Origin of the sequence: Pseudooctadecabacter sp., from assembly GCF_020627745.1 — a bacterium.
Lineage (GTDB): Bacteria > Pseudomonadota > Alphaproteobacteria > Rhodobacterales > Rhodobacteraceae > Octadecabacter.
Map to the genome: position 1 here is coordinate 1 of NZ_JAHDGE010000034.1, position 13,776 is coordinate 13,776.

At 62.0% G+C, this 13,776-nt stretch carries 17 protein-coding genes and 1 riboswitch; of the genes, 4 read left to right on the top strand and 13 right to left on the bottom strand.

The window, feature by feature from the left end:
• Both QZ653_RS12170 and QZ653_RS12175 read right to left on the bottom strand, forming a co-directional pair.
• On the bottom strand, positions 1–529 hold a 529-nt coding region (locus QZ653_RS12170; RefSeq protein WP_296420367.1), incomplete at its 3' end, for a S1 RNA-binding domain-containing protein.
• Positions 530–811: 282 nt separating this feature from the next.
• Entirely contained in the window at positions 812–1,414 is a 603-nt protein-coding gene (locus QZ653_RS12175) for an outer membrane protein (RefSeq protein ID WP_296420368.1), read from the bottom strand.
• 239 nt (positions 1,415–1,653) lie between these two features.
• On the opposite strand from QZ653_RS12175, the gene QZ653_RS12180 reads away from it, so the two are divergent.
• On the top strand, positions 1,654–1,941 hold the full coding sequence (locus QZ653_RS12180; RefSeq protein ID WP_296420369.1) for a MarR family transcriptional regulator: 288 nt from the start codon (positions 1,654–1,656) through the stop codon (positions 1,939–1,941).
• Between the two features lie 16 nt (positions 1,942–1,957).
• Positions 1,958–2,515, top strand: coding sequence for a hypothetical protein (locus QZ653_RS12185; protein WP_296420370.1), 558 nt, complete (start codon positions 1,958–1,960; stop codon positions 2,513–2,515).
• A gap of 75 nt (positions 2,516–2,590) precedes the next feature.
• Here the strand turns inward: QZ653_RS12185 and QZ653_RS12190 are convergent, their stop codons facing one another.
• On the bottom strand, positions 2,591–2,971 hold the full coding sequence (locus QZ653_RS12190; RefSeq protein ID WP_296420371.1) for a rhodanese-like domain-containing protein: 381 nt from the start codon (positions 2,969–2,971) through the stop codon (positions 2,591–2,593).
• Between the two features lie 124 nt (positions 2,972–3,095).
• Entirely contained in the window at positions 3,096–4,244 is a 1,149-nt protein-coding gene (locus QZ653_RS12195; RefSeq protein ID WP_296420372.1) for a DUF2130 domain-containing protein, read from the bottom strand.
• Between the two features lie 109 nt (positions 4,245–4,353).
• Here QZ653_RS12195 and QZ653_RS12200 point away from each other — a divergent pair, with 109 nt between their 5' ends.
• Both QZ653_RS12200 and QZ653_RS12205 read left to right on the top strand, forming a co-directional pair.
• Positions 4,354–4,989 carry a hypothetical protein gene (locus tag QZ653_RS12200; protein WP_296420373.1) on the top strand — a complete coding sequence of 212 codons (636 nt, stop codon included), beginning with the start codon at positions 4,354–4,356 and terminating at the stop codon, positions 4,987–4,989.
• A gap of 2 nt (positions 4,990–4,991) precedes the next feature.
• Positions 4,992–5,639 (top strand): histidine phosphatase family protein, encoded by a 648-nt coding sequence (locus QZ653_RS12205; RefSeq protein ID WP_296420374.1) that lies wholly within the window; start codon positions 4,992–4,994, stop codon positions 5,637–5,639.
• Positions 5,640–5,653: 14 nt separating this feature from the next.
• Here QZ653_RS12205 and QZ653_RS12210 read toward each other — a convergent pair whose 3' ends face one another.
• The 9 genes from QZ653_RS12210 to ybeY form a co-directional block, all read right to left on the bottom strand.
• Complete coding sequence (locus QZ653_RS12210) at positions 5,654–6,169, bottom strand: hypothetical protein (protein WP_296420375.1); 516 nt, start codon at positions 6,167–6,169, stop codon at positions 5,654–5,656.
• Positions 6,170–6,225: 56 nt separating this feature from the next.
• Positions 6,226–6,843 carry a (d)CMP kinase gene (locus tag QZ653_RS12215; protein WP_296420376.1) on the bottom strand — a complete coding sequence of 206 codons (618 nt, stop codon included), beginning with the start codon at positions 6,841–6,843 and terminating at the stop codon, positions 6,226–6,228.
• On the bottom strand, positions 6,840–7,310 hold the full coding sequence (locus QZ653_RS12220; protein WP_296420377.1) for a hypothetical protein: 471 nt from the start codon (positions 7,308–7,310) through the stop codon (positions 6,840–6,842). Before QZ653_RS12220 ends, QZ653_RS12215 begins: the two co-directional genes overlap by 4 nt.
• Complete coding sequence (gene aroA / locus QZ653_RS12225) at positions 7,307–8,662, bottom strand: 3-phosphoshikimate 1-carboxyvinyltransferase (RefSeq protein ID WP_296420378.1); 1,356 nt, start codon at positions 8,660–8,662, stop codon at positions 7,307–7,309. Before aroA ends, QZ653_RS12220 begins: the two co-directional genes overlap by 4 nt.
• A 144-nt stretch (positions 8,663–8,806) precedes the next feature.
• Entirely contained in the window at positions 8,807–9,508 is a 702-nt protein-coding gene (gene trmB / locus QZ653_RS12230; RefSeq protein ID WP_296420379.1) for a tRNA (guanine(46)-N(7))-methyltransferase TrmB, read from the bottom strand.
• A 90-nt stretch (positions 9,509–9,598) separates the two neighbouring features.
• Positions 9,599–10,777: a methionine adenosyltransferase gene (gene metK / locus QZ653_RS12235; RefSeq protein WP_296420380.1), complete on the bottom strand. Its 1,179-nt coding sequence runs from the start codon at positions 10,775–10,777 to the stop codon at positions 9,599–9,601.
• 5 nt (positions 10,778–10,782) lie between these two features.
• A riboswitch (SAM-SAH riboswitch) is annotated at positions 10,783–10,831 on the bottom strand.
• A 15-nt stretch (positions 10,832–10,846) separates the two neighbouring features.
• On the bottom strand, positions 10,847–12,286 hold the full coding sequence (gene lnt, locus QZ653_RS12240) for an apolipoprotein N-acyltransferase (RefSeq protein ID WP_296420381.1): 1,440 nt from the start codon (positions 12,284–12,286) through the stop codon (positions 10,847–10,849).
• Between the two features lie 91 nt (positions 12,287–12,377).
• Complete coding sequence (locus QZ653_RS12245) at positions 12,378–13,262, bottom strand: hemolysin family protein (protein WP_296420382.1); 885 nt, start codon at positions 13,260–13,262, stop codon at positions 12,378–12,380.
• 52 nt (positions 13,263–13,314) lie between these two features.
• A partial coding sequence (ybeY, locus tag QZ653_RS12250) for an rRNA maturation RNase YbeY (protein ID WP_296420383.1) occupies positions 13,315–13,776 on the bottom strand: 462 nt, incomplete at its 5' end.

The window sequence follows — 13,776 nt, forward strand, 5'->3', positions numbered from 1 at the left end:
CACGACGGGATACAACGATGTTGCCACGACGACGGTCCATTTTCAGAATCTGGAACGGCTGCTTGAGACCCATCAGAGGGCCCGCATCGCGCACGGGGCGCACGTCCACTTGGGAGCCGGGCAGGAACGCAACAGCGCCGCCCAGATCGACAGTGAAGCCGCCTTTGACGCGACCAAAGATTGCGCCTTCGACGCGCTCTTCGTCTGCATATGCTTTCTCAAGGCGATCCCATGCTTCCTCACGGCGGGCCATCTCGCGGGAGATGACAGCTTCGCCACGGGCGTTCTCGGAGGAGCGAAGGAACACTTCGACATCGTCACCGACAGCAATTTCAGGGGCTTCGCCAGGGTTTGCGAATTCTTTGACGTCAACGCGGCCTTCCATCTTGTAGCCGACGTCGATGATGGCCTGGCCATTTTCGACTGCGATGACTTTACCTTTTACGACGGAGCCTTCTTGCGGCGTGTCGATTTCGAAGCTTTCGTTCAAGAGTGCTTCAAACTCATCCATTGATACGTTCTGAGCCATGTGGCGTCTGTTTCCTGGTATCTGTGTTGGCCTGCGCGAAGGGGTGCCCCCGCCGGACTTGGTTTCAAAAATGTCGGGGGGTCCTCAAACACCAAACAGGGCCGGAAACTCCGACCCTGCCCGTTGTGTGTTCTGACGACCCATCAACTGTGCGCGCGTATAGGCGGATTGGCCGCGTGAGGCAAGGGGGGGACCCGTTCGGGTCACATCAGATGTAAAAAAGGGCAACCAACTGCTGGCTGCCCTTTGATCGTGTCTAGACCGGTCGTTCAGGCCCCGGCCTTAAAAACCGTATGAGATCCGCAGACCAAAGGTCTCGGAGTCGATCGTTCCGCCGCCAGCGCTTGCATCAATCTCGACCTCAACCGCCAGATATTCGGCACTCAGCCGCAGATTATCAGTCATGGCATATGCCACACCAAGACCGAACAGCGTCTCGTCAGCGTCCACAAGGCCCCTCCCGTTCGAAACCGACAGCTCGGTCTGACCAACACCAACAGTCGCGTAGGGCATCACCTGCCCCAGATCGTAGCCCGCAATCGCCTTCAGACGCAGGCTGTCCGCGTCCAATTCCGACGTGCTCGCGCTGTCCGAATACGTGCTGAGCGCGTATTCCATTTCACCACCGATGACGAATGACCCAAGGTCGCGCAAATACCCGGCATGGACACCGTACCCTTCGACATCGCCATCAATCCCGTTTGCCTCAACCGACCCGACGGCAGCCTGACCGCCCACATAAAATCCTGTCCAGTCAAACGGGATGGTCGTCGGCACAACGGGGACCGCCACCGGCTCTACAATAACGGGTTCAGCCAGGTTTCCCGCCGACGCAACGCCGCCGATCACGGCAATGGTCAAAGCGGCAATAGAAGTTTTCAGCATTTCATATCCTCATAGAATTGGGTCAGTGCGACCGATGAGGAGTCCCTATCGCAGCCAAAATTAAGTTTCAATATGAAACTTAATCATTCTTAAAATGAGGCAAAACTTCCTCTTTTAGCTTATTTATATCGGTTTCAGCCTATCTTAAGTACAATTAGGGTACTAATATCTCTTGACACCCCGACCTGCGCTCTAACTGCATCGGGTAAGAAACGCACGTCTTCAACAGGGGAATGACAATGGCAAAACTAAGCGACATGGCGCGCCTGAAAGAACTTCTGTTGGGTATGGAAAAAGATCTCGGCATGGATGATCTCAGCGGCGTGCAGAAAAACATCGTTTACGCCGCGACAATGCTGGTCAACAAAAGGGACGAGTTCGAAACCGAGGCGATCCGCAACCACGCCCTTCTGCGGGACGTGTCGCGCAGCAGCTTTTTCAGAGCACTCAAAAACCTCACTGACGCCGGATATATCAAACACCGCGATGGCACCCAGCGCGCATCCTATCAACTTTTGAAAAAGTAAGCGGGCTGCACACCCTATGCTGTCTCGATTTCATCACGTCACGATGACCTTCATCGTGGTGTCCATCGCCTACTTTTTGGCCTCATTTGTGGCGCTCGGCGTGCTCGCACCCCTTTATGAACCCTATAAGGCCGACATACCGCCCTATGTGAACTTGGTGTTCCTGCCCCATGGTGTGCGTGTTCTGGCCGCATGGTTGTTGGGCTGGCGCGCGATCCCGTATCTCTACCCGTCAACGTATCTGTGCACGTTGATTTTTGTGGAACCGACGGGATTGTTCGGGGAAGCGGTGATCGGTCCGATGATTGGCCTGGTGGCCACAGTCTTCATATTCTGGGTCGCCAAGAAACTGCGCCCCGACCTGCGAGAGGCCCTCGATGGCCCCGCAAACTGGCGTGATGTCATGTTGATCGGTTGCATCGCCTCGGTCGTCAACATGACGATGATCGCCCTTGGCACAGGTGACTGGAACCTCGGGATCGTCGGCATTTTCTTTGGCGATGTGACGGGAATGATCGCCTGCATGGTGGTCCTGATGATCGCATTCAAGGCGATACGCGGCCCTCAATCCTAGTGCTCAGCCCCCACCCCAACAAAAAAGGCCGCGCATCCCTTCCAAGATGCACGGCCCCGCAAATCTCTCGCAAAATCACCCGTCTTCGGTCGGCCCACCCGCTTCTTTCCAGCCCGGAAAGCCACCGATATTCGTGACGTTCTGATAGCCCATGTCGATCAGCGTCTTGCCGGACAGCGCCGCCTGGCCACCCGCGCCGCAGATCAGATAAATCTCCGCATCTTTTTGAAAGGTCGGATCGTACAGCGCCTCCATGGCGGGATCGGCCTTGAACTCGATCATCCCGCGCGGGATGCGGTGCGCGCCTTTGATCGTCCCGCTTTTGGCGATATCGCCGCTGTCGCGCACGTCGATGAACGTCCCACCCCCCGCGTTGTATTTGGCGATCGCCGCCTCCGCGTCCAGTTTGGGCACCACAGCGTTGGCTTCATCAAGATAGTCTTTCGCGGATTTCATGTCGCATCTCCTTTGATATTCACCAATCAGGTAACCCGCCCGCGTCATAAAACAACCGCAAGGGTCGGTGGGCGGGCGCATTTGGGCCTTGGGACAAGGGCCGAACAGTCCCGTCCCGCAGGCCCTAATCGTCGCCCAGCAACAGGGCATCCACGCTTTCGATTTCCGGCATGGCGCGGCCCGCGATCCCCTGCAAATCCCCGTGCATCCCCACCGTCGACGCAATCACCAGATCAATCTGCTTGGCGCGCAGGGCCCATGACCGCTCCATGAACTTGCGCTCCTTGGCAAGCTCCACCTGCATGTCCTCGAACTTCTCGACGATGGCATCCACCCGCTGTTTGAACTGCGTGCCGGTCAGATACTCGTAAACAAGCTCCGCCTTGGTTTCCTGCCCCATGGCCCGCGATTTGGCCCCCGCCACATCCAGCAATCCCTGCCGCAACGACGTGGCCAAAGGCACCGCATAACGCGGCGCGCAGACCCAGATGCCGTCGACGATCCCGAAACTTTCCACCCCCTCGGGCAGCGCGGCCGAGGTGATGACCGCTATCTCGCATCCCGCTTCGCGCTGGTCGGCGCGCAACTTGGCCAGCCATGCGGGCGACCAGTTCTTGGTGCGCTTGCTTTCCCACAAAATACTGCCCGCCACGCCCGTTTGCGTCATCACATCCTGACGCACATCGGCCCCGTTCACGCCCTTTCCCACGGGCGTAAACCCGTCCATCGCAAAGGCCTGCGCCAGCGTGTCTTCCAACACCATTTCCGCCGCCTCTCCTTGGGTCTGCATCGACCCTTGGGTGGCCCGTTTTTGCAAATCCTCGATCCGCTTGGTCAGCGCGTCGATCTTTTGCGCCTGCTCTGCCTCTTTCAACGACGCCTTTTCCTGCGCCTCTTTCGCCAGCTTTTCCGCCATGGCCGCCCGTTCCGAGGCAAGCATCTTTTGCACCGTCACGTCCAGCTCCGCCTCGCGATCCGCCAGCGCCTGTTCGCGCCGCATGGCTGCGGCCTGTGCCGCTTGCGCCTCGCGCAGCTTGGCATCCTGCACCTTGACCCGTTCGGCCAGCGCCGCCTGTTCTTGCGCCGCTTCGGCCTTTGCGGCCTCCAACGCTGCGCGCCTGGCGTCTTCCACCGCTCGGGCGGCCTTTTCCTCCTGCCGCGCCAGCGCCTCGGCAAAGCGCTTCTGGTTGTCCGCCAACAGCGGCCCCGCCAACTGCTCTGTCAGCTCAATCTCGTTGGAACAGGTGGGACAGGTGATTTTCAGATCGGACATGGGCGCTCTCCTTGGGGTCGGACCCGAAGGCTAACACGCAAAATCCGAACACACCATGAACATTGCCAGCCCCATTGCACCCCACGGGTAAGCTTCTATGGTGCGCGCCATGCGCTGCCTGACTGCCCTGCTGGCCCTGATGCCCCTGACCGCTACGGCTGGCGACACCCTCGACCCGCGCCTGTTCAACTATGACGCAACCCTGGCCACCTGCCTGACCGATCCGACCGCCCCCGACCTCGCGCAATCCTGCGCCGAGACGTTGACATCCGCCTACATTCTGCGCCGCGCCATCGCCCGCGCAGCCGCCCGCTGCACGGACCTGCCCCTGCAAGACTGCCCCGCACCCTTCGAAGAACAGGGCCTGCCCGCCATCGCGGTGCGCATTGCCACCGACGTGGGCTGCGACGCCACGCCTGTGGCCGATTTAGCCGCCACACCACTTTCCCCCGATCACTGCATTTCCATCGCCGCCGACATCATGTTCGACGAAGGCGTGGTGCCCCTCGACACGGGGCTGGCCTGCGTGCGGGGCCGTGATTGCGCCGATATCGCAGCCCTCAATGCCGCCTTCTGGACCGACGCCGTTGACGCGCTGGCCGACGGCGACCCGACCATCCGCGACCTGCAGGCGCGCAACACCGCGTCCTGCCGCACCAACCGCGCCAGCGACACCACCGCCCAGACCTGTATCGCCAACCGCGCGGCTGTCCTTTGGGCCGATCTGATGAACGAGGACCGCTAGACATGGGCGAACTGTATCTGGTCCGCCACGGGCAGGCGAATTCCGGTGCGAAAACCGAAGAAGACTACGACAGGCTGTCAGACCTCGGCCACCGTCAGGCGCAGCTTCTGGGCGCATGGATGCGCGATCACGAAGCGCCCTTCGATCAGGTCCTTGCCGGATCCATGCGCCGTCATCGCGAAACGGCGCAGGGCATGGGCTATACCCCCGACATCACCGATCCGCGCCTGAACGAAATGGAATATTTCGCCCTCGCCCGCGATATGCTGACAGAACACGGGGTCAATCCCCCCTCCACGCCCGAAGATTTCGCCACCCACATGCCGCAAACCCTCGCCGCATGGGAACAGGCCACCATCAAAGGGGGGGAGCCTTTCGCCACATTCGAAACCCGCATTATGGCCGCCCTGTCCGAGGCCGCCAAACCCGGCAAACGGGTGCTCTGTGTGACATCAGGCGGGGTGATTTCCATGGTCATGCGCGTGGCCCTTGGCCTCAGCACCGATCAAATGGCGCATATGTTGCTGCCCATCTACAACTCGTCCCTGCACAAATTCCGCATCCGGCCCGAAGGGACGTTTCTGACCGCCTTCAACGCCATCCCCCATCTCGACCCGCCCCATCTGGCGGACCACCGAACCAACCTTTAGGCCGCAAACGCAGATCAGATATCCTGCCCGCGGTCCAAGAGGTCCTCAAACAGGTCCTGAAAAATCTCGGCGGAATCGCCGCCGTTGAACACATTGGCCCCGCCGGAATAAAGCGTCCCATAGGTCCGCGCCAGGTTCACCGTCTGCACCAGACCGGACAGGAACTGCTCACGCTCCAACGGGGCAAGCGGGTGGATGAACACCCCCCAGACCCGTCCCTGCGCCACGGCGTAACGCGCATCCAGCGCCGTGTCGAAATTGGCCTGCATCATGCGCGCCATTTCCTCCGCCGACACGTCCTCAACACTGGCAATCGGCACCATCGCGCGCATCCGGTCCGCACCGGGCGACATGACGATCAGCACGGGAATGTCCTCCAACGTCAATTCGATCCCACCGGGGGCCAGCTGCGCGTCAGGGTCGATGTCCAGCACAATTTCGGCAATCCGCTGCGCCGTCATCGGCCCCTCTTGGGCAAATGCAGGTAGGGCAAAACACAGGGAACAGGACAAAAGGGCGGCGCGCAGCATCACGGAAAACCTCAATCTGGGGCAGGTGCACTCAGGCTACCCCAGACGCCGCTCACTCACAAAGCACTGCTGCGTGACTTCTCAACGATGGCGATGGCCTGCGCCACCGCCTCCTCAATCGACAGGGTCGATGTGTCCAGCAAGGCCGCATCCTCGGCCGCCACCATCGGCGCCTCCGCCCGACCCGCATCGCGCGCATCGCGCGCCTTCACGTCCGCCAGCACCTGATCATAGGTGTCCGGCTGGCCCTTGCCCGACAATTCCTTGAACCGTCGCGCGGCCCGTGTCTCGGCTGAGGCTGTGACAAACAACTTCGCATCCGCATCAGGGCAGATCACCGTCCCGATGTCGCGCCCGTCCAAAACCGCGCCCCCCTCACGGCGCGCAAACTCGCGCTGAAACGTCACCAGCGCCGCACGCACCTCGGCAATCACGGCCACCTTGCTCGCCGCCTGCGCCACAGCCGAGGTCCGCAAATCGCCCGCCTCCAAATCCTGCGCCGTCAACGTCCGCGCCGCCGCAACCGGGTCCAGCCCGTCCAGCACGCGCTTGCCCACCGCACGATAAAGAAGCCCCGTGTCCAAATGGGCAAACCCGAAATACGCAGCCACCGCTTTGGAAATCGTGCCCTTGCCTGCCGCCGCAGGCCCGTCAATCGCCACACAAAAGATCATCGTGCCCACCTCAGATGCACCAGCAACACCAACGCACACAGGTATAGCGACGAAAACTTCGCCATGGTCAGATGGCTCGCCACCTCAACCCATGTGTCCTGCGACGTGCCGATCATGCGCGCAATCGCTGCATTCTCACCCAGATCAACCCCCGCATAAAGCACCGCCAGAAACGCCACCGCATAGCGCATCCAGCCCCCGCGCCAGCCCGTCAGGATCAGCCACGCCGCAAAGGCCACCACAAAGACCCGGTCCCAGACGGCCAGAACCTGCCCGTAACTGGCCAATCCTTCGGCCCGCAGCGCGCCGGTGAACCCCGCGATACTGTCAGCGGTATATCCCATCAGACGGAAATCCGGCGGCCAGTGCCAATCGGCACCGGGCAAGACCGAAAGATACAAAAGCGCACCGCACACAAGATAGGCCACCAAAGCCACCCACCCCGCTGTGCGCCGCGCCCCCATCATGGGCGGTTCGTCCGCGTAATGCCCGCACCCAAGCCCGTCATCAGACCCTCAAAGATCGGGAACGACGTGGCAATCGGGCCGCCATCATCCACGGTCATGGGCTTTTCGGTCGCCAGCCCCATCACCAGAAACGACATGGCAATCCGGTGATCCAGACGGCTTTCCACCGTGGCCCCACCCGGCACGTTGCCAAAGCCGCGACCGGTGACAATCCACCAATCCTCGCCCTCATCCACCTCAACCCCGGCCGCGCGCAAACCCTGCGCCATGGCGTCAATCCGGTCGCTTTCCTTCACGCGCAATTCCTTGACGCCGCGCATGACGGTCTGCCCTTGGGCAAAGGCCGCCACGACCGACAGCACCGGATATTCGTCAATCATCGACGCCGCACGGGCAGGCGGCACTTCGATGCCGCGCATATCCGGCGAATACTTCGCCCGCAGGTCCGCCACAGGCTCCCCGCCCTCCTCGCGCATGTTCTCAAACGTCAGGTCCGCGCCCATCTCTTGCAACGTGTAGAACAGCCCGGCGCGCGTGGGGTTCAGCCCGATGTTGGGCACCAAAACGTCCGATCCTTCGGACAAAAGTGCTGCGCACACCGGAAACGCGGCCGAGCTTGGATCGCGCGGCACCACAATCGTCTGCGGCGTCAACTCCGGCTGGCCGGTCAAGGTGATGACGCGGCCCTCGTCCGTGTCCTCCACCGTCAGCTCAGCCCCGAAGCCTGCCAACATCCGTTCCGTATGGTCGCGGGTCGCTTCTTTCTCGATCACGACCGTCTGGCCCGGTGCATTCAATCCCGCCAGCAGAACCGCAGATTTCACCTGTGCCGACGGCACCGGCACCACATAGCGCACAGGCACGGGCGCTTTCGCCCCCACCAAAGTCATGGGCAACCGCCCGCCCGCGCGCCCCACGGCCTGACAGCCGAACAAGGCCAAGGGGTCCGTCACCCGCCCCATGGGCCGCGAATTGAGCGACGCATCGCCCGTGAACGTCACCGCAATATCGGACGTGGCCATGGTCCCCATGATCAGCCGCACGCCGGTGCCCGAATTGCCGCAATCAATCACCTGATCCGGCTCTGCAAATCCGCCGACGCCCACACCATGCACCGACCATTCACCGCCGCCGTGGTTGATCACCTCAGCGCCAAACGCCTCCATCGCGCGGCCCGTGTCCAGCACGTCCTGCCCCTCCAGCAAACCGGTGATGCGCGTCTCTCCCACAGCCATCGCGCCAAGGATCAACGACCGGTGCGAAATCGACTTGTCGCCGGGCACATGGGCCTCACCGCGCAGCGGTCCGCCCCTGCGGGAGGTCATCGGAATAGGGTCACCGTGGCTCGACATAATCTGGTCCTTCTCAACGTCCCCACCTGATAAACCGCACATGGGGCAAGGTCCACGCCCCCCGCTTCTTTGGTTCAAAAATATGCAAATCCGCGGCGCAGCCGCGCGGGTCGGATGGGCGCAGCCCATTCGATCCCGAAGACATCACAACTTCCGGAACGTCAGATAATGGGGCGTCCGCCCTTCGCGCAGGGCCTTTTGCTCATACCGCGTGGACAGCCAGTCCTCCCAAGGCGTCCGCCAGTCCTCAGGCCCCTCCGCCATCCATGCAAACCCGTGACGCGGCACTTCTTCCAGCGTCTGACGCACGTAATCGGGAATATCCGTCGCCACCCGAAACTCCGACCCCGGCTTCAACACCCGCGCCAAAGGCTCCAGATGTTCGGGCGTGACAAAGCGGCGCCGGTGATGGCGCGCCTTGGGCCATGGATCGGGATACAGCAGGAATGCTTTGGAAATGGACGCCTCCGGCAACACATCAAACATATCGCGCACATCACCGGGGTGAATGCGCAGGTTATCGACATCGGCGCGGCGCACCTTGCCCAGCAACATCGCCACGCCATTGATGTATGGCTCACACCCGATAATGCCCACATCCGGATTGCTGGCCGCCTGATGGATCACATGTTCACCACCCCCGAACCCGACCTCAAGCCAGACGTCCTTACCGCCAAAAAGCGCATCCAGATCCAAAGGCGTCCGGTCAGGATTGTCGTCCCAACTGACAGGACCGGGCGACAAGGCGTCCAGATCCTCGGCCAGATAGCCTTCCTGACTTTTCTTCAGATGCTTGCCCTTCAGGCGGCCATAGAAATTACGGTGGGGTCGGGTGGGATGTGTCATGGGCCTTCCCTTACCCGCCCCGTGCTGCGGCCTCAAGGGAAACGCAAAGGGGCGGCGCACCTGCGCCGCCCCGCTATTGAAACAAAAGTCTTAAACAGACTTTTTCAACGCCTCGACCAGATTGGTCCGCTCCCATGAGAACCCGCCGTCCGCCTCCGGCGCGCGGCCAAAGTGGCCGTAGGCCGCCGTGCGCTGATAAATGGGTTTATTCATCTCAAGCGCGGTGCGAATACCGCGCGGGGTCAGGTCCATGACCTGCGGGATCGCAGCCTCAATAGCCGCATCGGCCACCTGCCCCGTGCCATGGGTGTCCACATAGATCGACAAAGGTGCCGCCACGCCAATGGCATAAGACAGCTGCACCGTGCAGCGGTCGGCCATACCGGCGGCCACAATGTTCTTGGCCAGATACCGCGCCGCATAGGCCGCCGAACGGTCGACCTTGGTCGGGTCCTTACCCGAAAACGCGCCGCCGCCATGGGGGGCGGCACCGCCATAGGTGTCGACGATAATCTTGCGCCCCGTCAGGCCCGCGTCCCCGTCAGGGCCGCCAATCACGAATTTGCCCGTCGGGTTCACGTGCCACTTGGTGTCGCCGGAAATCCAGCCCTCGGGCAGAACCTCACGGATATACGGCTCCACCACCGCGCGCACATCGGCGCTGGTCATGGCCGCGTCCAGATGCTGCGTGGACAGCACAATCGACGACACACCCACAGGCTTGCCGTTTTCATAAATCACCGACAACTGCGATTTCGCGTCCGGCCCCAACGTGGGCTCGGTCCCGTCCTTGCGGACCTCAGCCAAGCGCCGCAAAATCGCGTGGGAAAACTGGATCGGCGCCGGCATCAGCGCCTCTGTCTCGTTGGTGGCATAACCGAACATGATGCCCTGATCGCCCGCGCCTTCATCGCCTTGTTCGCCGGTCACGCCCTGCGCGATATGCGCCGATTGTTCGTGCAACAGGTTGGTGACCTTGCAGGTGTTCCAATGAAACTTGTCCTGCTCATAGCCGATGTCGCGGATGCAATCACGGGCGATCCCGTCGATCTTGCCCATGTATTCCGTCAGCGTCTCGGGGTCGGTCAGGCCAACCTCTCCGCCGATCACCACACGGTTGGTCGTGGCAAAGGTTTCACAGGCCACACGGGCCAGCGGGTCTTCGGCCAGAAAGGCATCCAGAATGGCGTCCGAAATCCGGTCGCAGACCTTATCGGGATGGCCCTCGGACACCGATTCCGAAGTGAAGGTGTAATTGTTGCGTGCCATGGAAGTGCTCCGTTAAATTTACCGATCCACGTCAGGAAGCCGTTGTGGACGGAATAAGATGTATCGCGGCTACGCGCCTGCCTGCCCGCCGTCAACGGCAAACCGACGCCGTGCGACGACACCGGCAAACGTGCAGAGGACAAGCAACACTGCCAAGGGCCAGTCCCCCATCCGCGCATAGACCGTCTCAGGCAGGGCCCGTGGCACGGCGGCGTCCAGATAGCCTGCCTCGTTCAGGTCCAGCCGCGCCACAATGTCGCCGCGCGCGTCAATCACCGCCGAGATGCCGGTGTTGGCCGACCGGATCACCGGCACGCCCTGTTCAATCGCCCGCGCACGGGCCTGCACCAGATGCTGGCGCGGCCCCGCGCCCTGCCCGAACCACGCATCATTGGTCAGGATCAGCAGCACATCGGGCCGGTCGGTGCCCGTGGTGATTTCTTCGGGAAAAATCCCCTCATAGCAGATCAGAACACGGACACGGCCCAGCCCGTCCACATCCAGCAATCCCTGCCCCGCACCGGGTGTGAACCCGGCCACCTGATCGACCAGCACCCCCAGCCCCAAGGGCCGCAACAGGGCCGCGAAGGGGATATATTCCCCGAACGGCACCAGATGCGCCTTGTCATAGATGTCGGCGACGGTTGTCGGCCCGTCCAACACCACAGCCGAATTGAAATACGCCCCCTGCGATGCGCGCTGGATCCCCGCGACCACAGGTGCCCCCCGCGCGGCTTCGGCCATCTGCGCAAACAGCGGACCTGCCGTGTCGACCAGCGCGGGAACAGAGGTTTCGGGCCAGATCACCACATCGGCGGCCTCACCCGCCTGCGTCAGATCAAGGGCGCGGTTGTAAAACACCCCCATCCAGTCGCGGTCCCATTTCAGATGTTGGGGCGCATTCGGCTGGATGACCCGCACAACCCGATCGGCAGGTTCAGGCGCGACAGGTGTCACTGCACCCACCCCCAGGGTCGCAAACAAGACCCCCACCAAAGCAGGCCAGATCAACGTCCATCCCCGTATCAGACAATAGGCGGTCACACAGGCCACGGCGGCCACCAGAAAGGTCAGCCCATAAGGCCCGACCCAAGCGAACCACACATCCCAAACCGATCCGATCAGCGCATAAGACGGCAGCCCCCAAGGAAAGCCCGTGAACAGATGGCCCCGTGCCAGCTCGGCCAAGGCCATCAGCACCGCCAGCCACAAAACCGCCACCGGTCGCGGCCCCGCCAAGGCCCGCGCGCCCCACGCCGCCAATGCCCAGAACAGCGCCAGCCCGCCCGCCATCAGGAAAATCGCAAAGGGCGCCATCCAGCCGTGCCGCGCCACATCCACCAAGAACGGCTCGACGATCCAGCGCAGGGTCACGGCGAAATAACCCAGCCCGAACAGCCAGCCCGCAAGCGCCGCACCTCGGCGTGAACGGGGCAGTGCCAAAGCGAACACAACAAGGGCCACCAAAACCGGCCAACCCGCCACGAATGGCTCATGGCCCAGTGCCATGAGCGCCCCGAACAACAGCGGCGCGCCCCATCGCAAGACGCGGGAACGGCCCTCAAGCCAGGGCCCAAGTCTGGAAGGATGGCGCATGGGCCTAGCTGTTGGCAGGGGCGTCAAGACGCACGCGAAGCCGTTTGATCCGGCGGGGATCGGCCTCGATGACCTCGAACTCCGGCCCGTCGGGGTGGCGGATCAATTCGCCACGGGCGGGCACGTGACCTGCCAGCATGAAGACCAGACCGCCCAGACTGTCGATTTCTTCCTCGTCAATTTCTTCGTGGTCGGTCAGGGGCATGCCAATCTCGGCCTCGAACTCGTCCAGCGGAGTGCGCGCCTCAGCCAGATAGATGCCGGGCTTTTCAAGGCTGAACATCGCCGCCTCATCCGCGTCATGTTCGTCCTCGATGTCGCCCACCACCTGTTCCAACAGGTCCTCAATCGTCAAAAGGCCGTCGGTGCCGCCATATTCGTCAATGACCAGCGCCATGTGGATGCGGTCATTCTGCATCTTTTGCAGCAAGACCCCCAACGGCATCGAGGGCGGCACAAACAGCAATTCGCGTGACAGATCGCGCAGATCAAACGTCTTCGATTTGCCGTTGAACCCGTACATCAAGGCAAAATCCTTGAGGTTCACAAACCCGATCGGCGTGTCCAGCGTGCCCTCGAACACCGGCAAACGCGTCAACCCGCTGTCGCGGAAGACCTGCACCAGATCATCACGGCTGATGGTGACGGGCACGGCGGTGATTTCCGCCTTGGGGATCATCACGTCCTCGACCCGCTTGCGGCGCAGGTTCATCATGCCCCGTGCCTCTGCCGGCTCAAACCCGGCCACGGGCGTGATGTCGTCGGGGGTGTCTGTCGGGCTCAAGGCTTCGACGATGCGGCCAAAAAAGCCCACATTGCGGGGTTCGGGGGTGTCCTCGGGTTGCGCGCTCTGCGCCGCACTAGAAGATCCGTCTGTGGTGTCGCCCATTTTCTCCAAATCCAAAAGGGGCCGCCATCAGGCTGGCCCTAGGTATCGCTGATTACAAATATGGGTCAGGGATGTCCAGTTTGCCAAGAATTTCTGTCTCCAACCCTTCCATCAGGGTCGCATCGCCGTCGCGGATGTGGTCAAACCCCAACAAATGCAGGGTGCCATGGACCAACAGATGGGTCACGTGATGGTCAAACGGTTTGCCCGCCGCAGCGGCCTCCGCCGCGCAGGTGTCATAGGAAATGGCGATATCCCCCAATTCCGCATCCATGGGCAGCTGTGGGGGGGCGGGCCGCGCGCCGTCCACCATGGCCCCGCGTTCGTCGCTGGGCCACGACAACACATTGGTCGGCTGGCCCTTTTGGCGGAAATCTTCATTGAGCGCGGCGATGCGGGTATCATCACAGGCCAGCACGCTGATCTCGAACCCCGACGGGTCGAGCCCCGCCCCCTCCAACGCCGCAGAACAGGCCCGATCCGCAAGCGGTTGAAGGTCCGCCCAGCGCGGATC